20 protein-coding genes are annotated in these 19654 nt (G+C 69.0%); 16 read left to right on the top strand and 4 right to left on the bottom strand.

All coding sequences use genetic code 11. From position 1 onward, the window contains the following. Window positions 1–66 precede the first annotated feature (66 nt). The 4 genes from L6Q67_RS20035 (at window position 67) to L6Q67_RS20020 (ending at window position 4473) form a co-directional block, all read left to right on the top strand. Window positions 67–1449 (top strand): acyl-CoA dehydrogenase family protein, encoded by a 1383-nt coding sequence (locus L6Q67_RS20035; RefSeq protein WP_296573830.1) that lies wholly within the window; start codon window positions 67–69, stop codon window positions 1447–1449. A gap of 15 nt (window positions 1450–1464) precedes the next feature. Then, complete coding sequence (locus tag L6Q67_RS20030; RefSeq protein ID WP_296573827.1) at window positions 1465–2013, top strand: flavin reductase family protein; 549 nt, start codon at window positions 1465–1467, stop codon at window positions 2011–2013. Then, on the top strand, window positions 2010–3932 hold the full coding sequence (locus tag L6Q67_RS20025; protein ID WP_296573824.1) for a DUF1989 domain-containing protein: 1923 nt from the start codon (window positions 2010–2012) through the stop codon (window positions 3930–3932). Before L6Q67_RS20030 ends, L6Q67_RS20025 begins: the two co-directional genes overlap by 4 nt. A gap of 100 nt (window positions 3933–4032) precedes the next feature. Next, complete coding sequence (locus tag L6Q67_RS20020; RefSeq protein ID WP_296573821.1) at window positions 4033–4473, top strand: hypothetical protein; 441 nt, start codon at window positions 4033–4035, stop codon at window positions 4471–4473. A gap of 40 nt (window positions 4474–4513) precedes the next feature. On the opposite strand, the gene L6Q67_RS20015 is transcribed toward L6Q67_RS20020, so the two are convergent. The 3 genes from L6Q67_RS20015 to L6Q67_RS20005 form a co-directional block, all read right to left on the bottom strand. Continuing rightward, a complete protein-coding gene (locus tag L6Q67_RS20015; protein ID WP_296406564.1) occupies window positions 4514–4798 on the bottom strand; it encodes a type II toxin-antitoxin system RelE/ParE family toxin in 285 nt (94 codons plus the stop codon). Continuing rightward, on the bottom strand, window positions 4795–5028 hold the full coding sequence (locus tag L6Q67_RS20010) for a ParD-like family protein (RefSeq protein WP_296406562.1): 234 nt from the start codon (window positions 5026–5028) through the stop codon (window positions 4795–4797). Before L6Q67_RS20010 ends, L6Q67_RS20015 begins: the two co-directional genes overlap by 4 nt. A gap of 95 nt (window positions 5029–5123) precedes the next feature. Further along, window positions 5124–5762, bottom strand: coding sequence for a pyridoxamine 5'-phosphate oxidase family protein (locus L6Q67_RS20005; protein WP_296573818.1), 639 nt, complete (start codon window positions 5760–5762; stop codon window positions 5124–5126). 85 nt (window positions 5763–5847) lie between these two features. On the opposite strand from L6Q67_RS20005, the gene L6Q67_RS20000 reads away from it, so the two are divergent. Next, window positions 5848–7326: a PLP-dependent aminotransferase family protein gene (locus L6Q67_RS20000; RefSeq protein WP_296573814.1), complete on the top strand. Its 1479-nt coding sequence runs from the start codon at window positions 5848–5850 to the stop codon at window positions 7324–7326. Between the two features lie 70 nt (window positions 7327–7396). Next, window positions 7397–8413, top strand: a complete 1017-nt coding sequence (locus tag L6Q67_RS19995; RefSeq protein ID WP_296573811.1) for an NAD(P)-dependent alcohol dehydrogenase — start codon at window positions 7397–7399, stop codon at window positions 8411–8413. Between the two features lie 129 nt (window positions 8414–8542). Here the strand turns inward: L6Q67_RS19995 and L6Q67_RS19990 are convergent, their stop codons facing one another. Next, the gene (locus tag L6Q67_RS19990; protein ID WP_296573808.1) at window positions 8543–10435 is read right to left on the bottom strand and encodes a PAS domain-containing protein; all 1893 of its coding nucleotides are present in this window, start codon (window positions 10433–10435) and stop codon (window positions 8543–8545) included. Window positions 10436–10658: 223 nt separating this feature from the next. Here L6Q67_RS19990 and L6Q67_RS19985 point away from each other — a divergent pair, with 223 nt between their 5' ends. The 10 genes from L6Q67_RS19985 to L6Q67_RS24580 form a co-directional block, all read left to right on the top strand. After that, window positions 10659–11090, top strand: coding sequence for a potassium channel family protein (locus L6Q67_RS19985; protein WP_296573805.1), 432 nt, complete (start codon window positions 10659–10661; stop codon window positions 11088–11090). 12 nt (window positions 11091–11102) lie between these two features. Further along, window positions 11103–11792: a response regulator transcription factor gene (locus L6Q67_RS19980; RefSeq protein ID WP_296573803.1), complete on the top strand. Its 690-nt coding sequence runs from the start codon at window positions 11103–11105 to the stop codon at window positions 11790–11792. Further along, window positions 11773–13161, top strand: a complete 1389-nt coding sequence (locus L6Q67_RS19975) for a sensor histidine kinase (protein WP_296573800.1) — start codon at window positions 11773–11775, stop codon at window positions 13159–13161. Before L6Q67_RS19980 ends, L6Q67_RS19975 begins: the two co-directional genes overlap by 20 nt. 88 nt (window positions 13162–13249) lie before the next feature. Beyond that, window positions 13250–13822 carry a cytochrome b gene (locus L6Q67_RS19970; protein ID WP_296573796.1) on the top strand — a complete coding sequence of 191 codons (573 nt, stop codon included), beginning with the start codon at window positions 13250–13252 and terminating at the stop codon, window positions 13820–13822. Between the two features lie 43 nt (window positions 13823–13865). After that, window positions 13866–15257 (top strand): cytochrome C, encoded by a 1392-nt coding sequence (locus L6Q67_RS19965; RefSeq protein WP_296573794.1) that lies wholly within the window; start codon window positions 13866–13868, stop codon window positions 15255–15257. A 10-nt stretch (window positions 15258–15267) separates the two neighbouring features. Further along, window positions 15268–15648 carry a c-type cytochrome gene (locus tag L6Q67_RS19960; protein ID WP_296573791.1) on the top strand — a complete coding sequence of 127 codons (381 nt, stop codon included), beginning with the start codon at window positions 15268–15270 and terminating at the stop codon, window positions 15646–15648. A gap of 183 nt (window positions 15649–15831) precedes the next feature. After that, the gene (locus tag L6Q67_RS19955) at window positions 15832–17355 is read left to right on the top strand and encodes an ATP-binding protein (RefSeq protein ID WP_296573788.1); all 1524 of its coding nucleotides are present in this window, start codon (window positions 15832–15834) and stop codon (window positions 17353–17355) included. A 31-nt stretch (window positions 17356–17386) separates the two neighbouring features. Next, a complete protein-coding gene (locus L6Q67_RS19950; protein WP_296573785.1) occupies window positions 17387–18100 on the top strand; it encodes a response regulator in 714 nt (237 codons plus the stop codon). Window positions 18101–18181: 81 nt separating this feature from the next. Then, complete coding sequence (locus tag L6Q67_RS19945) at window positions 18182–19312, top strand: aminomethyltransferase family protein (protein ID WP_296573783.1); 1131 nt, start codon at window positions 18182–18184, stop codon at window positions 19310–19312. Between the two features lie 186 nt (window positions 19313–19498). Next, window positions 19499–19654, top strand: a 156-nt coding sequence (locus L6Q67_RS24580) for an ACT domain-containing protein (protein WP_367171660.1), incomplete at its 3' end; no start/stop codon positions are given.

Here is a 19654-nt window from a genome sequence, read left to right as displayed (position 1 = left end):
CTAGGGGCGACTTCATTTGCCCCTACGAATCCCCCTCTTCAAAACACTCACGCAAAGGAAACCACCATGAACGCAAGCACCCAGATGACCCCCGTTGGAATCGGCGCCGAATGGAGCCCCCAGTGGCTGCTCAGCCCCGAGCAGAAGGCCCTGCAGGCCGACCTGATCGCCCTGTGCGAAACCACCCTGCGCCCCAACGCCATCGAGAGCGACAAGAAGTACGTCTACCCCCGCAAGAACTTCGAAGCCCTGGCCGCCATGGGCCTGATGAGCCTGACCATCCCCAAGGAGCTGGGCGGCCGCGGTGAGAGCCACCTGTGCGCCGCCATGGTGGTGGAGACCATCGCCCGCTACGGCTGCCCCTCCACCGCCATGTGCTACACCATGCACCTGGGCGCCTGCGCCGCCGCCCTCTTGCGCCACCACGACAACGAGCGCCTCAAGGACATCCTGCGCCGCGTCGACAAGGACGTGCTGATCGGCACCCTGTCCTACTCCGACCCGGAGACCGGCTCCCATTTCTGGTACCCCATGTCGTCCCGCGCCGAGCGCACCGACGACGGCTGGAAGGTCTTCAAGAAGGCCTCGTGGACCACCTCCGGCGGCTTTGCCGACTGGTACATCATCCAGACCACCTCGCCGGATTTCGGCGGCGACTACTCCGACCTGTCCTGCTTCCTGGTCACCAAGGACCAGATCAAGGCCGACCCCGCCAACTGGGACGGCCTGGGCATGCGTGGCAACCAGTCCGGCCCCATCTCGGTGGATGGCGTCGACATCGCCAGGGACGCGCTGGTGGGCCCGGTGGGCGACGGCGCCAAGTCCAATGACGAAGTGGTGGACCCCTTCTTCCTGGTGTGTTCGTCCGCCTGCTGGAACGGCATCAGCCTGGCCGCCATGGACATCACCAAGAACCACACCACCCGCAAGGTGCACAACGACGTGGGCATGCGCGTGGCCGACTACCCCACCATCCAGGACTACGTGGGTGAGTGCCTGATCGACACCAACGCCAGCCGCAGCTATGTGTACCTGGCCGCCAAGGCCCTCGATGACCTCACCAACAACTGCGACTGGTCCGCCCACCGGGAGATCGGCCACCTGCCGCGCACCGGCATCCTCAACTGGCTGTGGCAGGTCAAGTTCTTCTCCTCCAAGAACGTCACCTTCGTGGTGGACAAGATGCTCCACGCCTGTGGCGGCACCGGCTACAAGCCGGCCCTGGGCATCGAGCGCCTGCTCCGCGACGGCAAGGCCGGCTGGGTGATGGGCCCCACCAACGAAGTGCTGCGCCAGTTCGTCGGCAAGGCAGCGCTGCTCGGCTTCGAGGTGCTGGACTACTGGAACCAGGCGGTGAACCAGCGCGTGCTCAACAACGAGCTGAAGAAGATGAGCAAGGAAGAGAAGGCCGCCTTCGCCAGCAAACTCCTGGCCGACGCCCAGGCCTGAGCACGGGAGCCCGCCATGCAAGCCGCCCTCCACCAGCCTGCTCCGGTGTCTGCCGTGGCGCCCGCCCACCGGGCGCCCTTTGACGGACGCCTGTTCCGCCGGGTCCTCGGCCTGTTTCCCACCGGCGTCACCATCGTCACCACCTGGGACGAACTGGGGCGGCCGGTGGGGGCCACCGTGAGCTCCTTCAACTCCGTGTCCATCGACCCGCCGCTGGTGCTCTTCAGCCTGGCGCGCAGCAGCGCCTGCTGCGACAGCTTCGCCGCCGGCGGGCCGCTGGCCATCCACGTGCTCGACGCCGGCCAGAGCGAACTCTCCAACCGCTTCGCCTGGGGCGGCGGCGACAAGTGGGCCGACCTCGACTACGTCACCGGCGAGCATGGGGCGCCGGTCTTCGACAGTGCACTGGCCACTTTTGAATGCGTGCCCTTCGCCCAGTACCCGGGCGGCGATCACATCATCTTCGTGGCCGAGGTGCGCCAGCTGCGCTTCCAGGACGGCGAGCCCCTGGTGTTCTGTGCCGGTGGCTACCGCCAGCTGATGGAAAAGGAGAGCCGCGCGTGAATGCCATCCTGCCCGGCTCCCTCGCCCCTGTGCCCGACGCCGTGGAGGCGGAGGGCGACCCCTTCCTGCTCCGCGCCGAAGTGCCGCAGCGCAGCGCCCAGGTCTTACCCGAGCCGCTGGCGGTGATCCGCGTGGCCGCCGCCACGGCCCGGGCCTTCACGGTGAAGGCCGGGCAGTTCATCCAGGTCATCGACGTGGAAGGGCGGCAGTGCTCCGACCTGCTGGCCTTCGACGCCGCCGCCCTGGAAGCCGGGGACGAGTGGGGCCTCGACCCCACCGTGACCCGCACCCTGGCTGGCGCCGCCTACCCCCGGCCCGGCCTGCACGCCAAGTACTTCGACGCCCGCATGCAGCCCCTGCTCGAAACCGTGCAGGACACCGTCGGTCGTCACGACGCCTTTGCCCTGGCCTGCACCAGCAAGTATTACGACGACCTGGGCTTTCCCGGCCACGCCAACTGCAGCGACAACTTCAACGCCGCGCTGGAGGGCTTCGGCATCCGCCCCCGGGTGGGCTGGCCGGCCATCAACTTCTTCTACAACACCTTCATCCAGCCCTGCGGCAGCCTGGGTTTTGCCGAACCCTGGTCGAAGCCCGGCGACTATGTGCTGCTGCGCGCCCTGAAGGATCTGGTGGTGGCGGTGTCGTCCTGTGCCGACGACATCGACCCCGCCAACGCCTGGCAGCCCACCGACATCGAGGCGCGCGTCTACGCCGCCGACCACTCCTTCCCCCGCGCGATGGCCCACCGCATGACGCCCGACTCCCCCGCCCGCCTGACCCGCCCGACGGCCTTCGCCCCCGTCACCGAAACCCTCACCCGCGACTTCATCGACTACAAAGGCTTCTGGCTGCCGCGCAGCTTCGTCGGCCACGGCACCCTGGCCGAATACTGGGCCTGCCGCGAGAAAGTGGCCGTCATGGACTTGTCGGCCCTGCGCAAGTTCGACGTCGCCGGCCCCGACGCCGAAGCCCTGCTGCAGAAGGTGCAGACCCGCGACCTGCGCAAGCTCGCCGTGGGGCAGATCGTCTACACCGCCGTGTGCCACACCCACGGCGGCATGATGGACGACGGCACGGTGTTCCGCCTGGGGCGCGACGTGTTCCGCTTCGTGTGCGGCGAAGACACCACCGGCCTGTGGCTGAAGGAGCAGGCCGCCGCCGGCAACTTCGACGTACACATCCGCGACACCACCGACGCCCTGCACAACCTGGCCGTGCAAGGCCCGAAGAGCCGCGAACTGCTCACCCGCCTGCTGTGGACCGCCCCCGTCCAGCCCGGCATCGCCGAGCTCGGCTGGTTCCGCTTCACCGCTGCCCGCCTCGGCGGCCCCACTGGCATCCCGGTGGTGGTGTCGCGCACCGGCTACACCGGCGAGCTGGGCTTCGAGCTGTGGTGCCACCCCCGCGACGGCGCCGCGGTATGGACCGCGGTGATGGACGCCGGCGCACCCCTGGGCATCGCACCCCTGGGTTTCGACGCCCTCGACATGCTGCGCATCGAGGCCGGCCTGGCCTTCGCCGGGCAGGAGTTCTGCGACCAGACTGACCCCTTCGAAGCCGGCATCGGCTTCACCGTGGCCCTCTCCAAACCCGAAGACTTCATCGGCAAGGCCGCCCTGGAAGAGCGCAAGGCCCACCCCCGGCGCAAGCTGGTCGGCCTCGCCATCAGCGGCAACGAACCCGCCAGTCACGGCGACGGCATCTACCTGGGGCGTGCCAGGGTCGGCGAGATCACCAGCAGCGTCCGCTCCCCGGTGCTCAACACCCAGATCGCCCTGGCCCGGGTGGACGTGGCCTACTCGGCCCTGGAGACCGCGCTCCAGGTGGGGCAGCTGGACGGACACCGCAAGCGCCTGGATGCGACCGTGGTGGCGTTCCCGCACTACGACCCGACCAAGGCACGGGTGAGGGCCTGACAGGCGCCTCCGGTTGGGGGGTGATGACTTCACGCCCATCAAGGACTGAGTCCCGCGTTGCAGGTTATAAGTACACCGCCTGCCACTCGGGACTCCTTGCATGAACACCCCCACCCAAACCCTCCGCGTCGTGTTTGCGGCCAGCGCGCTGGCCAGCTCGGTCATCCTGGCGCTCTTCGTACGGGGCCGGGCGGAATGGACGACGGCGTTCTGGCTGCAGATTGCCGGGGCGTCCGTGGCCCTGTGTGCGCTGATCTGTTTTGTGGCGTTCCGCAAGGGAGGCCTGCGCCTGGAGGCCGTGCCCCTGTGGCCCTTTGCCCGTGTGTTCCTGCGCCAGCTGGCGATCGTCTATGCGGCTCTGGCCATCGCCATCACGGCCATCGCGCTGGCGATCATCTACACCATCACCCGCTCGGGGCCGAACGCGCTGGCCCTGGCTGTCCTGGCGGGGCTGTGGCTGTCCCTGTGGCTGGCGCCCGGCATGGCCGCGCTGACCACCTGGCGCAGGCTGCGTGGCGCGACGCTTGGTGGCACCCGGTAGTCTTGGGTTTGGTGGCTTCCCAGGGGGCCGCTCTGGCTTGTCAGCTTCGCTTCAGGTCGCGATAGAAGTTCTCGTGTGGGCCGACAGCCTCCAGGTAAACCAGCCGGACAGCGTCTTCGAGCGTATAGCCCAACAGGTACAGCTGTCCTTGGCTCCTGAACTTCACGACCCGCAACTCGGATAGGTCGCCCTTCTTGCGTTCTCCGCTTTCGGGGTTCGCGGCGACATCGGCAACGGCCTGGTCGACGTCGGCGGCAATGTTGTCGTGCAGCTTCTTGTACTGGCGAGCGAAGCGGCGGGTCTGGACAACGCTGTAGCGGCTCACTGCGGCCGACTTCTCGGCACGAAGGGGCTCGCGTCCTCGCGACGCTCGGCCATCGATGCCAGGGACTCGGCGATGAAGCTGACCGGAAGATCCGGATTGTCGAGCGCAGCGCGGCCGATCTTTGCCCAGTACTCCACCTGGCCGGCGATGCTGCGGTGTTCCGCAGCCGCATCGGCTTTCGCCTGATCGTACAAGGTCTGGTCAATCCGGATGGAGGTGGTGGCGGGCATGATGGCGATTCTTGCTACATTTGTGGTAACTCAATCCTACCGTTGCCCGTCGGTGGTGTCCAACTGCGTTCGGGGCCCATGCCCTGCCGAGTCAGTCACCCCGCGAAAAAGCCCGGCTGCTGAGGCTCCTCCCGTCCTTCACACCCCGCGTCCGGCTGCAGTAGCCCTGCGCTGAGCGCCAGGGGCATCACCCCGGCCCATACCGGAATGTCCATGTCGTCGGCTGAATCCTCCACGCCCCAGTTGCGGATCTTGGCGACCGCTTCGTCCAGGGGGATGCGCAGCAGGCGGGTACCGGCGATCTCGGCGGGGGAGGGGAGGCGCACCCGGGCGGCGCGGCCGGGGCTGACGTGCTCGACGAAGGCGTGGAAGGCGGCGGCCTTGGCGGTGTTGTCCGTCACCTCCTCGAAGCGGCCGTAGATCACTACCGAGCGGTAGTTCATAGAGTGGTGGAAGGCCGAGCGGGCCAGCACCAGGCCGTCCAGGTGGGTGATGGACACGGCGCAGCCGTCGGCGAGCAGGGTCTGGGTGAGGCGCGAGTTGTTGGCGCCGTGGATGTAAAGGTGGTCGCCGCCACGCCAGCAGGCGGTGGGCAGGCAGTGCACGCTGCCGCCCTGGTTGAAGGCGATCTGGCACACCAGGGCCTGGTCGATGATGGCATGGACGGTGCTGGCGTCGTAATGGGCGCGCTGGGGTTTGCGGTGGACCTGGGTACGGGGGCTGGGGGCTGACATGGGAGGCTCCTGGATAAGTGGTGCCAGCATAGCAGCGGCGTGGCACCATCCATGGGGCCACCAGAATTGCCCTTCATGGAGCCAGATGCCCCTCAGCCTCGTCCTCTCCGCCCTCGATGATCCCGCTGTTGCAGCCGCCGAGGCGCGTCAGTTGCGCCTGTACCGGCTGCTCAAGGCGGCCATCCTCGACGGGCGCCTGGCCCCGGGAACGCGGCTGCCGGGCACCCGCCAGCTGGCGGCCGATCAGGGCATGGCGCGCAACTGCGTGCTGTTTGCCTACCAGCTCCTGCTGGCGGAGGGCTTCGTCGAGGCGGACCGGGGCGGCACCTGGGTGGCGGCCCTGCCCCTGGGCACGGCTGGTGGCACCCAGTACCGGCCGGCCGGCGCCCACACCCTGTCGCGCCGGGCGCACCAGTTGCCGGCCATCAAGCGCAGTGAAGCCCTGCTGCCCTTTGCCCCCGGCGCGCCGGATCTGAACGCCTTTCCCTGGGCCACCTGGGCGCGCCTGCTGCACCAGGCCTGGGCCGAGGTGACGGCCCGCCAGTTGGCCTATGCCGAGCCGGGGGGCGAGCCGGAGCTGCGCCGGGCGGTGGCTGCCTTCCTGTCGGCGCGCCGCGGGGTGGCGTGCACGGCGGAGCAGGTGTTCATCGTGGCCGGCGGGCAGGTGGCCCTGGACGCCTGCGCCCGGCTGCTGGCCGACAGCGGCGAGACGGTGTGGCTGGAGAACCCCTGCTACCCGGCGGCGCGCAATGCCATGCTCGCCGCCGGGCTCGCGCCGGTTGCAGTGGAGGTGGACCGGGACGGCATGGCGCCGGCGCCGGGCCTGTGGCAGGCAGCGCCACCCCGCCTGGTGTATGTCACGCCCTCCCACCAGTACCCCTTGGGCAGCGTCCTCAGCCTGGAGCGGCGCCTGGCCCTGCTGGCCGGCGTGGAGGCCGGCGGCGGCTGGCTGATCGAGGACGACTACGATAGCGACTTCAACCACGCCCAGCCTGGCGCCCGCCCGCTGCCGGCCATCCAGGGCCTGCGCCCGGAGGCGCCGGTGATCTACGTCGGCACCTTCAGCAAGCTGCTCTACCCGGGGCTGCGCATCGCCTACATGGTGGTGCCGCGCTGGGCCGCCGCCGAGCTGGGGGAGGGCATCCGCAAGCTCTACCGGGGCGGCCAGGCCGTCGAGCAGCGGGCCCTCGCCCGGTTGCTGGAGAGCGGGCAGCTGACCCGCCACCTGCGGCGCATGGCGCCGGTGTATCGCGAACGCCAGGCGGTGCTGCGGGCGGCCCTGCAGGCCGGCTTCGGGGATGACTGCCCTATCCTTGGCGGGCAGGCCGGCCTGCACCTGGTGCTGGGCCTGCCGCCGGCGGTGCCCGACACGGTGCTGGCCGAGGCGGCTCTTGAGCAGGGTATCGCTCCGCGCCCCCTGAGCGCCTATTACACCGGCACCGCGCCGGGCAACGGCCTGGTGCTCGGCTATGGCCTGACCGAGGCGGGGCACATCCCGGCCCTGGTGGCGCGCCTGGCGGGGGTGGCCGGAAAGGTCCGGAAGGCGGGGGGTGTCCCGTCCTGAGACACGTATTCGGCGTGGTGCCTCCCGTGCCAGAATCCTCCTCCCTCCCCAACAACAAGAGAGCTCCACCATGAGACGCTACGAAGTCTTCCCCGACAACATCGACTCCCCGCTCCAGCAAGCCGCCTTCGAGCCGGCGCCCCTCGGCGACACCGAGGTGGCGGTGGCCATCAAGGCGGTATCCCTCAACTTCCGCGACATTCTGGTCACCCGCAACACCTACTTCGCGCCGATCCCCGGCGGGCTGGTGCCCTGCTCCGATGGCGCCGGCGAGGTGGTGGCGGTGGGCAGCAAGGTGCAGGGCCTGGCCGTGGGCGACCGGGTGGCGACCCTGTTCTTCCCCCACTGGCGCAGCGGCAAGCCCGACGCCCGGGCGCTGTCCGATGCGCGTGGGGCCGAATCGGCCGGGGCCTTCACCGAGCGTTTCGTGTCGGACGAGAGCGGCCTGATCAAGCTGCCCGACGGCCTCAGCTACGCCGAGGCGGCCACGCTGCCTTGCGCCGCGGTGACGGCCTGGAATTCCCTGTTCGAAGCCGGCGAGCTCAAGCCCGGCCAGACCGTGCTGCTGCTGGGCACTGGCGGGGTGTCGATCTTCGCGCTGCAGTTCGCCAAGGCGGCGGGGGCAAAGGTGATCATCACCTCCAGCGACGACGCCAAGCTGGCGCGGGCGAAGGCCCTGGGCGCCGACCACGGCATCAACTATCGCCACCACCAGGAATGGCATGAGGAAGTGCTGCGCCTGACCGGCGGGCAGGGCGTGGATGTGGTACTGGAAGTGGGCGGCCCGGGCACCCTGGAGCGTTCGCTGATGAGCGTCGCCACTGGCGGCCGGATTGCCTACATTGGCGTGCTCACCGGCCTGGCCGGCGCGGCCAACCCGGTCATGCTGATCCCGAAGGCGTCGAGCATCCAGGGCATCTTCGTGGGCAGCCGGGCCATGTTTGCGGACATGCTGGCGGCCATCCACACCCACTCCATCCGCCCGGTGATCGACCGGGAGTTTGCCTTTGCCGACGCCCCGGCCGCCCTCGAGTACATGAAGAGCGGCAGCCACTTCGGCAAGATCGTGGTGCGCGTGGGCGACTGAGCCCAGGTGATCAACGGCCAGCACTGCTGCTCCCGTGGGGGCGAATTCATTCGCCCGCGGACTTCGATCAAAGGTGGGCCGGTGATTGAGCGCGCGGAGATCGAGTGAATTCGACCCACGGGCCTGACATCACCTGCTCCGCCCGGCCGAGCTGCCTGCCGCGGGCACGGCGATTCCGCCGGATCTGCGCGGCTCGGCCCTGACCGCTGCGGCCAGCAGGGCGGCGGCATCGGCGCAGGTGGAAGGCGCGGGGGCAATGCCGATGCGGGCCCGCAGCCTGATGTTGTGCCCGTCGATGCGCAGGGGGCGCTCGACGAGACCGGCGAGGGCGGTGGCCAGGTGCTGCAGGCCCGCCTCCGATGCCGGCGCTGCGCTGCAGGGGCCGGCCCAGGCCAGGGTCTCGGGCCGGAAGTCGGCGATCAGCACGGCAAAGCCATCCCCGTGGCGGGCGGCGCCGTTGCAGTCGCTATGCACCACCCGCAGGCGCTTGCCGCTCTCCACCATCACCCGTTCGGCCATGGCCGGGCCGTGCTCGGCCTGGATGCTGTCGAGGGCGTCCACCGCCAGATGGAAGAGGGCGAAGGGGTAGCCGGCGATGGGGGCGTGCTGGAAGAGGTGCTGCAGCCGGTCGAGGAACAGGCTGAAACCCAGCAGGCCGGCCGCGTTGTCGAAGAACAGGCGGCGCCGGGCCTCCTCCTGGGCGCCGCGGCTGCTGCTCACGTCGGTGATGAAGCCCTCCAGGCCGAGGAACTCGCCCCGGCTCGAATGGATGCCGCGGCCCTGCTCCCACACCCAGCGCTCCTGGCCGTCCCGGTCGATGATGCGGTAGCTGAGCTCGTAGCGTTCGCGTCGGGTCAGGCGCATCTGCACGTAGTTCCATACAAAGTCCCGGTCTTCCGGGTGGATCAGGTCGGCGAAGCTGGCCGACTGGTTGTCCACCAGCTCCAGCGGGGTGTAGCCGGTGAGCTCAAAGCAGCCTTCGCTGACGAATTCCATGGTCCAGTGCTTGTCGTTCTGGCCCCGATAGATCATGCCCGGCAGGTTGTCGAGCATGGTGTGCAGGCTGCGCCGCTGGGCCCGCAGGGCCTCCTCGCGGCGGCGGCGCTGGTCGATGTCCAGCAGCATGCCGACGATGCCGGCCTCGCCGCCGGCGGGCAGGTCCAGGGGCCAGGCACGCAGCTCCACCCAGCGCGGGCCGAGGGCACGGCCCGCCAGGGTGCGCACTTCCAGGCTCAGGGCGTCCCGTTCGCCGGCCTGCAGCTGGCGCAGGCCCTTGGTCAGGGCGGCCCGATCTTCCAGGTGGAAGAGGGGCAGAAAGGGCAGGAACAGGCTGTCCGCCACCGGGCGGCCGCTGGCCTTCTCCCACTGGGGGTTGAGCCAGGTGACCAGCAGCTGGCTGTCGAGGGCGAACAGGATCTCCCCCGAGAAGTGGGCCAGGCGGTTGCCCCACTGGCGGTCGGGGCCCGCGTCGGGCAGGTCGGCCGGGGCGCCGAACTGGAGCAGGGCGATGGGGGAGCGGTCGCCCCGGAACAGGCTCAGGCGGGCCAGCCAGGGCACCCCGTCGGCCCGCAGCAGGGTGATCACCCCGGCATCCCCCGACGCCGTCTCGGCGGCCAGCAGGGCGGTGAGGCGGCTGTGGTGCTTGGGATGCACGATGTTGTCCAGAGGCATGCCGATCAGCTCGTCGCCACGCCCCTCCAGCCCGAGGGTGCGCAGCAGCGCCTGGTTGGCATTGGCAATGCGCCCCCCTTCGGCGAGCAGGGCCGGCTGGCCGCTGTGCAGGGCGAAATGGGCCAGGGGCTGGCCGGCATCGGCCTGGCCGTGGGGCAGGGTGGCGACCTGCCCGCGGGACCCGAAGCGCAGGCCGGCCCAGGCCAGGGCCGGCAGCAGGGGCAGCCCCCACACCGCCGGCGAGGGCTGGCTGGCGTCGCCAAGGGCGATGGCAAGGAGGGTGGAGGCCAGCAGCGTGGCAAACAGGTAGAGGGTCATCGGGGCGGGGCGGAAGGGCGCGGCATGGGCCATGCAAAGCAGGATTCACTCCACCGCCCCGGCGGTGCAGGATGGCGGGCCGGGGCCGCGATTCCGTCGCCGGCGCGGGCGCTGGCGCACAGCGCTGGTGCGCAGGGGCTCCGACAGGGCGCGGGTGGGCGAGGCAACGGATGGCGCGGGGGCTTGTGGGGGCGGGCTTTCACGCCGCTCGAATCAGGCCCAGAATGGCGCCCGATCCCCTTGTCGGAGTGCAGCGATGCTGCTCGTGATTGTCGTCTGCCTTAGCCTGCTGGTTGCCACCACCCTGATCCACTACGAGGTGCTGCGGGGTCTGAGCATCATGCTGCCGTTGGTCCGCATCCAGCCCCGGGCCAAGCTGATCCTGGTCATCATCATCACCTTCCTCGCGCATGCGGTGGAGATCCTGCTGTACGCGGTGGCGCTCTACAGCCTCATCCATCAGCCGGGCCTGGGCTCCCTGCAGGAGGCGGAGAGCTTCTCCATGGCCACCAGCCTGTATTTTTCGGCCGAGACCTATACCTCTCTCGGCTATGGCGACGTGGTGCCCACCGGGGCCGTCCGCCTGCTGGCCGGCGCTGAGGCCCTCAACGGTCTGCTCCTCATCGGCTGGTCGGCGTCCTACGCCTATATCGCCATGGAGCGCTTCTGGAAGGGCGAGGGGCCGTAAGGAGACTCTGCCATGAGATTGCTGCTGGTCGAAGATGATGACGTGCTGTCCGCCGGGCTGGCGGAGGCCCTGGGCCGCGAGGGCTTTCGTGTCGATGCCCTGGGTGCGGCCGAGCCGGCGCTCGCGGTGCTGGGACACACCGCCTACGATCTGGCGATCATCGATATCGGGCTGCCGGGCATGAGCGGTCTGGACCTGATCCGGCAGCTCCGGCAACGGGGCACCCTCACGCCGGTGCTGATCCTGACGGCCCGGGATGCCCTCGACGACCGGGTTGTGGGGCTGGATATCGGCGGCGACGATTACCTGACCAAACCTTTTCTGCTCCAGGAACTGATGGCGCGTATCCGGGCCCTGATCCGGCGCAGCCGGGCGGCGGCCAGCCTGAGTCTGTCGGTGGGGGCCCTCGAGCTGGACGCCCAGCGCCACGAGGCCCGTCTGGGCGGAGCGCCCCTGGAGCTCACCGGGCGCGAATGGAACATCCTGGAGCAGCTGGTGCTGGGCATGCCCCGGGTCGTCGCCAAGGCCAAGCTGGCCGACAGCCTCAGCCAGTGGGACAAGGAGATCACCCCGAACGCGGTGGAGATCTACGTGTCCCGCCTGCGCAGCAAGCTGCAGGGCAGCGGCCTGAGTATCCGCACCGTGAGGGGGATCGGCTATCGCATCGAACCGGAGGCGGATGATGCTGCGCCGGCACCGTGATGTCCGTCCCCTCCGGGCCCGGCTGCTGGCTTTCATCTCCTGGCCCCTGCTGGCCTTGCTGGCCCTGAGCGTCTTTGCCGAGTACCGCTCCGCCATCCATATCGCCAGCCAGGCCTACGATAATGCCCTGAGCAGCACTGCCATTGCCCTGGCCACCCGCCTCGAGCGGGACGACGACGACGTGGACATGGAGGTGGATCTGCCCCCGGCGGCCGATGAGATCCTCCGCGCCGACCCCTACGATCAGGTCCGCTACCTTGTGGTCTCTACCGAGGGGAAAGTGATTGCCGGTGACACGCCGCTGCTTGCCCTGCCGCGCCCGGTGCCGAGCAACCGGGTGCAGCTGGGGGATGCGGTGCTCGAGGGCCAGCCGGTGCGTACCGCGGCCTACCATTACGTGGGTAAGGGCATGGACGCCTACGTCCTGGTCACCGAGACCCTCAACAAGCGTCGCACCGCCGCGGGGCAGATACTCTTCGCGACCATCGGCCCCAACGTGCTGATCATCGCCGCGGCCCTGTTGCTGGTCTATTTCGGGGTTCGCGTGGCGTTGCGCCCCCTTGATGACCTGAGTGATCAGATTGCCGGACGCAGCAGTCTCGACTTCCGCCCACTGCCGGAATCCGAAGCTCCCGGCGAGACCCGGGCGCTGGTGCGCTCCATCAACCGGCTGATGTCCGACCTCGACGAGGCGGGGCATGCGCAGCAAGCCTTCCTGTCGAACGCGGCGCACCAGCTGCGCACCCCCCTCGCAGGCCTGCAGACCCAGCTCGAACTCACGCTGGGCGAGCTCCCTCCCGATGCGCGGAGCCGGGTCGGCCGCCTGCAGGAGCCCCTTGGCCGGCTTGCCCATCTGACCCAGCAGATGCTGGCCCTGGCCCGCTCGTCGTCGGATGCCGTGCTGGCCGGAGAACGCCGTCCGGTCCAGTTGCATGTGCTGGCCGCTTCGGTCGTGGATGATTTCCTGGATGCGGCGCTTGCCAAGGACATCGACCTGGGCCTCGAGCCGGGAGAGGCGACCGTGCAGGGGTCGGCCTGGATGTTGCGGGAAATGCTGGCCAACCTGGTCGAGAACGCCATCCGCTACCTTCCCCGGGGCGGGCGCATCACGCTGCGCTGTGGCCCGGGCCTCGAGGGGGGCGCCTGCATCGAGGTGGAAGACGATGGACCCGGTATTCCGGACACCGCGCGGGCCCGCATCTTCGAGCGCTTTCAGCGTGGTGGCGACACCACCGCGCCCGGATCAGGGCTTGGGCTGGCCATCGTCCGCGAGGTGGCCGACCGGCATCGCGCCACCCTGACCCTGTCGGATGGGGCCGCCGGCCGCGGCGCCCTGTTCCATCTGGAATTTCCCGCCAGTCAGGATTGATGGCCTGCCCTGAGGGGCGATCGTCAGGGAATTGAAGGGCAGCACAACGTACCGTCGGGGCCATCGTCCGTCTCGACCCGGTACCGCCATGTCCTTTTCCGCCTCGCCCCTCCCCAAGCCTGCCGGCCGTCGCCCGGTGCTCCTCGTCGCTTTCCACTGGATCACCGTCCTCGCGCTGGTGGCGGCGGTGACGCTGGTCCTGGGCCGCGAGGCGGTGGACGAGAAGGCCCTGCGGACCCTCCTGCTCAACCTCCACAAGAGCTTCGGGCTGCTCCTGCTCGGCCTCGGCCTGGCACGGGTCGTCCTGCGTGTGGCCCTGCATCCGCTGCCCGCGGTTGCCGAGCTCCCGGCCCTCGCGCGCTTTGGCGCCGCGGCGACCCACGGGCTCCTCTACCTGTTGCTCCTCGCCGTCCCGGCATGTGGCTGGCTGCTCGCCAGCAGCCTTGGCAAGCCGGCGGGCTTTTTCGGGCTGTTCACGCTCCCGAGCCTGGTGGACATCGATGAAGACCTGGGCGATCTCGCCTCGGAGCTCCACGAAACCGGGGCCTACCTGCTGCTCGCCCTGATCGGCCTGCATGTCGCCGCCGCACTCCATCACCACTTCATCCTCAAGGACCAGACCCTGCGCAGCATGCTGCCTGGTCTGCACCAGCGTCCCTGAAGTCTTTCATCTTTCCTTCACGACCTTCTCTCAGGAGACCTTCATGCGCTCTATCGAACCACCGCGTCGCGCTGCGGCCTTTGCGCTTTCCCTTGGCCCCTCCCTGCGTCAGCTCCGCACCCTGGCTCTGGGCCTCGTCGGCCTGATGGCCGGCCTGCCCAGCGCCCATGCCGTCCCCAGCTTTGCCCGGCAGACGGGCCAGGATTGCGCGGCCTGTCACGTGGGCGCCTACGGCCCGCAACTTACCCCCTACGGCGTGAAGTTCAAGATCGGTGGCTATACCGACTCGGACGGCAAGGGCGGCAAGCTGCCCATCTCGGCCATGATCGTCGCCTCCTTCAACCAGACCGCCAAGAACCTGCCCGAGAAGCCCGAGCATGGCAGCGTCAATCGCAACCTGGCCATGGACGAGGCCTCCCTGTTCCTGGCAGGCCGGCTGAGTGACAAGATCGGTGCCTTCATCCAGGCCACCTACGACGGTGTGGGCAGGACCACCGCCCTGGATCAGGCCGACATCCGCGCCGTGCACACCACCGAGATCGCCGGAAAGGAGACCACCTTCGGTCTGTCCTTCCATAACAACCCCGGCGTGCAGGACCCCTTCAACTCGATGACGGTGTGGGGCTTTCCGTATACCTCCTCGGCCTTCGGCTTCGGCATGGGCGATGCGGCGACGATCATCAACGGTGCCCTGGAGCAAAGGGTCACCGGGCTGTCCGCCTATACCTTCTGGAATGACCTGATCTACGCCGAGATCGGCACCTACCGCTCCCTGCCGGTGACCATGCAGAGCCGCCTCGGCCTGGGCAAGGCCGATGACATCGGCCGCCTGGGCAGCGGCACCGCCTACTGGCGTCTGGCCCTGTTCCAGGATTTCAAGAAGCAGGCCTTCAACGTGGGTGTGTTCGGTCTCAACACCAGCCTCCAGCCCGACCGCAGCGTGCCCGGCAGCAACCGCTACAACGACCTGGGGGTGGATGCGTCCTACCAGTTCCTCGGCACACGGGAGCACGTGTTTACCGCCAACGGCAGCTACATCCGCGAGCGCCAGACCCGCAACCAGATGTTTGCCAACGGCGAGGCCGACAACCAGAAGGGCCGCCTCAACGAAATGCGCCTGGGGGCGTCCTACCACTTCCTGCAGACCTGGGGCGCCACCCTGGGCCGCTTCACGACCCGCGGCACCCGCGATGCCAGTCTCTACAGCGATGGCTACGCCAACGGCTCGCCCAACACCTCGGGCTACATCTTCCAGGCCGACTGGACGCCCTGGGGCAAGGAGAACTCCTGGGGCGCCCCCTGGGCCAACCTGAGGCTGGGCGCCCAGTACACGATGTACACCAAGTACAACGGCGCCAGGAGCAACTATGACGGCGAGGGGCGGGACGCGAAGGACAACAACACCTTGTTCCTCTTTGCCTGGACGTCGTTCTGAGGAGGGCGAAATGAAACTCCGTACCGTACCTTTCGGCCTGCTGCTCCTCTACATGCTGTCCGGCGGCGGGCACCGCGCCCAGGCCGCAGACCTGGAGCACGGCCGGGATGTCTTCGCCACCGAGTGCGCCGAATGCCACAGCGTGCGGGAGGGCAAGAACAAGAAGGGGCCGACGCTGTTCGCCATCGTCGGCCGCAAGGCCGGGGCGGTCGCCGACGCCACCTATTCCGATCCGTTGAAGGCCAGCGGCATCACCTGGACGCCGGACCGTATCGACGCCTATGTGAGCAACCCCCGCAAGGCCGTGCCGGGGGGCAAGATGAAGTATGACGGTCTGGCCAGCAGCACCGAGCGGGCCGACCTGCTGGCTTACCTCGCCACCCTGAAGTAGGCCGCACCCGGTCTTCTCCCGCCCGGGGGAAGGCCGGGCCGCCCCTTCGCGTGGGGGCGATACCGAGCCGGGCGCGGAGGAGGGGCGCCGAGCCCATTGGCATGAGTTTCATGTGGGGCGCGAAAGTTGCTTTTTGGTCGGGGTGCGCCGAAGGGCGGCGCAACCCTCACAGGCCTCCCCAGCGTGCTCCATCGTTATCCCCTGCTATCCCGTCTGAGCCTGATGCTGGCCTGCCTGGTCAGCCTGGCTGCGGGCCTGTTCTTCAGTGCCGGCCTGGCCGTGCGCCTGGAGCTGGCGGCCCGGGCGGCACCCGGCGGCGAGGCGGCGTCGCGCCTGGCCGGGGTGGAGTTGATGCAGGCGGTGCTGGCCCTGTTGTTTCTCGCCGGCTGTGCCCTGATCGTGCGCGGTGCCTGGAAGGTGCTGGCCCAGCGCACCGATCTCGCCCTGGCACGGGTGGCCGCGCACACCGCTGGTGCGGTGGCGGCGCCGGCCGGGGGCGTCGACGAGATCGACCGCCTGGTGCGTGCCCTGGACGGGGTGGCCGGCCAGCTGGGCGGGCGCCTGGCCGACGGTGAGCGCCTCTCCCGTCACGCCCGCGAGCAGGAGCGCTTTGCGGCCCGCTCCCTGGAGTTCATCTACCGCGCCTGTGCCTGTCTGGCCGAAAACAGTGCCAGCCCCCCCTGGCTGACGGCCCTGCTGGAGGACATGGCGGACTGCCTGCAGGCCCGCTGCTGCTCCCTGGCGCTCCTCGAGCCGGTGGCGGAAGGCCTGGGTGTGCCGGCCCAGCTGGGGGCCCCGCGCCTGGCCCGGCTGCTGGACGAGTTCGACACCGAGGCCCTGGCCCGGGGCGGCGGCCTGCGCCGTTCGGTGTCCGGCCCGGCCGGGGAGATCGTCGAGCTGGCCGTGCCGGTGCGCGACGCCGACAACATCTACGGCGTGCTGATCGTCGAGGCGCCAGGCGAGTTCCTGTTCGAGAGCCGTCACAGCCGCCTGGTGGATGCCCTGGCCGGCCTGTTCGCCCTGTCTCTCGGCAACCTGCAGCGCAACCAGCGCCGCCGTCGCCTGGCCCTGATGGACGAGCGCAACGCCATTGCCGGCGAGCTCCATGATTCCCTGGCCCAGGCTCTTTCCTACATGAAGCTGCAGATCGCCCGCCTGCAACTGGAGATCGGCCGTAGCTGCGCCGCCTGTGCCCCCGGTGGGCGGGTGCTGGAGGTGTCGGCGGAGATCAAGACCGGGCTCGACAGCGCCTACCGCCACCTGCGCGAGCTGCTCTCGGCCTTTCGCACCAGCATGCCGCCAGGCGGCCTGCAGCAGGCTCTGCGTGAGGTGGTGGAGGAGCTGTCGGCCCGGGCCGGCACCGAGATCGGGCTGGACTACCGGCTGGGCGACGCGGCCCTGTCGGTGAATGAGGAATTCCACCTGCTGCAGATCGTCCGTGAAGCCCTGACCAATGTGATCCGCCACGCCCGTGCCGACCATGCCCTGATCCGCCTTGACTGCATCGATGGCGGCGAGGTGCGGGTGCAGGTGGAGGACGACGGCCGCGGCATCCAGCCGGGCAGCGGTGGCGAAGGCCATCACGGCGTCTCCATCATGCGCGAGCGGGCCCGCCAGCTGGGCGGCAGCCTGAGCCTGCAGGCCGGCAGCGACGGCCTGGGCACCTGCGTGGAGATGCGCTTCCGCCCCCGCGCGGCGGGCAACTGAACCTGATGACTCAAACAAGGAAACACGCGCCATGGAACATGCAATGACGGGTGCCCCGCCGGGCGCCGAGGGGGGCTCGATCCGCCTGGTGGTGGTGGACGACCATGCCCTGTTCCGCAAGGGCATCGGCCAGCTGCTGTCCATGTACGGCGACATCCAGGTGGTGGCCGAGGCTGCCTCCGGCGCCGAGGGCATTGAGGCAGTGCTGACCCATCGCCCGGACGTGGCCCTGGTGGACCTGCACATGAAGGGCCTCGACGGCATCTCGGTGGTGCGGGCCCTGCAGTCGGCGGGCTCGGCCACCCGGCTGGTGATGCTGACCGTGTCGGACTCCAGCTTCGACGTGATGGAGGCCCTCAAGGCCGGGGCCAGCGGCTACCTGCTGAAGGACATGGAGCCGGACGAGTTCTGCCTCAAGCTGCGCCAGGTGGCCGCCGGGGGCACGGTGCTGTCGGCCGAGGTCGGCGGCCTCCTCGCCAAGCCCCAGCCCCCCAGTCGCGAGAGCATCGACGCCGGCTGGGCCTCCCTCACCGTGCGGGAGCAGGAGACCCTGGAGCTGGTGTCCAAAGGCGCCTCCAACAAGATCGTGGCCCGCTCCCTGGGCATCGCCGAGAGCACGGTGAAGGTGCATGTGAAGCACGTGCTGCAGAAGCTCAACCTGCGCAACCGCTTCGAAGCCGCCGTCTGGCTGCGGGAACTGCGCGAAGGAGAGCGCAGCACACCCGCGCCCCTCTCCCTGAAGTAGTACCAGAGTAGTATTTCCCGCCGCCGGCCCGGCTGGCCTAATTGAACTCAATTTCCAACCCCTTTCAGCAAGGAGTTTCAAATGAGTTCATGGAGACTTTCGGTCCTCGCCGACCGCCATCGCGCCCTGGGTTCCGGCCTCGAAGACTGGAACGGCATGGGCACCGCGTGGACCTATTCCACCAGCCTGGCCGACGAACACGCGGCCATCCGCACCACGGCCGGGCTGATGGATGTGTCCGGCCTGAAGAAGATGCACATCATCGGCCCCCACGCCGAAGCCCTGATCAACTTCGCCACCACCCGCAACGTCAGCAAGCTTTACCCGGGCAAGTCGGTGTATGCCTGCATGCTCAACGAGGCCGGCAAGTTCATCGACGACTGCGTGATCTACCGCAACGGCCCCAACAGCTTCATGGTGGTGCATGGCTCCGGCGCCGGGCACGAGATCCTGACCCGCGGCGCGGTGGGCCGCAACGTGGTGGTGCTGTTCGACGACGACCTGCACGATCTGTCCCTGCAGGGGCCGGCGGCGGTGGACTTCCTGGCCAAACATGTGCCGGGCGTGCGTGATCTGCCTTACTTCCATCACCTGCAGACCACCCTGTTCGGGCGCCCGGTGATGCTGTCCCGCACCGGCTATACCGGTGAGCGGGGCTACGAGATCTTCTGCAAGGCCGCCGACGCGCCGCTGATCTGGGACACCATCGTGGCCGAGGGCAAGGAAATGGGCATCATGCCCTGCTCCTTCACCGCCCTGGACTGGCTGCGGGTCGAGAGCTACCTGCTGTTCTACCCCTACGACAACTCCGACATGTACCCCATGGACGGCGAGCCCATCGGCGACAGCCTGTGGGAGCTGGGCCTGGATTTCACCGTGTCGCCGGGCAAGAAGGACTTCCGCGGCGCCGCCGAGCACTACCGCCTGCAGGGGCAGGAGCGCTTCAAGATCTTCGGCATCGAGCTGACCAGCCGCGAGGCCGCCCTGGGGGGCGACGCCCTCTACGACGGAGACATCAAGGTGGGTTTCGTCACCTGTGGGATGTATTCGCGCCTCACGGAACGCTCCATGGCCATCGCCCGCCTCGACCCGGCCTACGCCGTGCCCGGGCGCAAGCTGGAGCTGCGTGGCGCCAGCCTCACCTGCAACGCCACCACCCACACCCTGCCCTTCGACGACCCCCAGAAGCTGAAGCGCACCGCCAAGGGCTGAGCCCCGCGTTCCCGCAGAGGTGGCTTGTAGGTGCGACTTGTAGGGGCGACTTCAGTCGCCCACCGCCCGCCATCCACAGGCATGCCCTTGATCGAAGTCCGCGGGCGACTGAAGTCGCCCCTACAGCGTCGCCGAACGAGTGGCCCATCAGAGGCCGAGCAAAAGGAAAACAGCATGAGCACCCCCATTCGACGCTACACCCTGTCCCTGTCCTGCCCTGATCGGGTTGGCATCGTGGCGGCAGTCAGCGCCTTCCTGGCCCAGCACCAGGGCTGGATCACCGAAGCCAATCACCACGCCGACGCCGAGGCAGGCCGCTTCTTCATGCGCCAGGAGATCCTG

The organism is Zoogloea sp. (genome assembly GCF_023150065.1).
Classification (GTDB): Bacteria; Pseudomonadota; Gammaproteobacteria; order Burkholderiales; family Rhodocyclaceae; genus Zoogloea.
The sequence above is the reverse complement of the archived record's forward strand: the minus strand, read 5'-3'. Positions and strand labels throughout refer to the sequence as shown.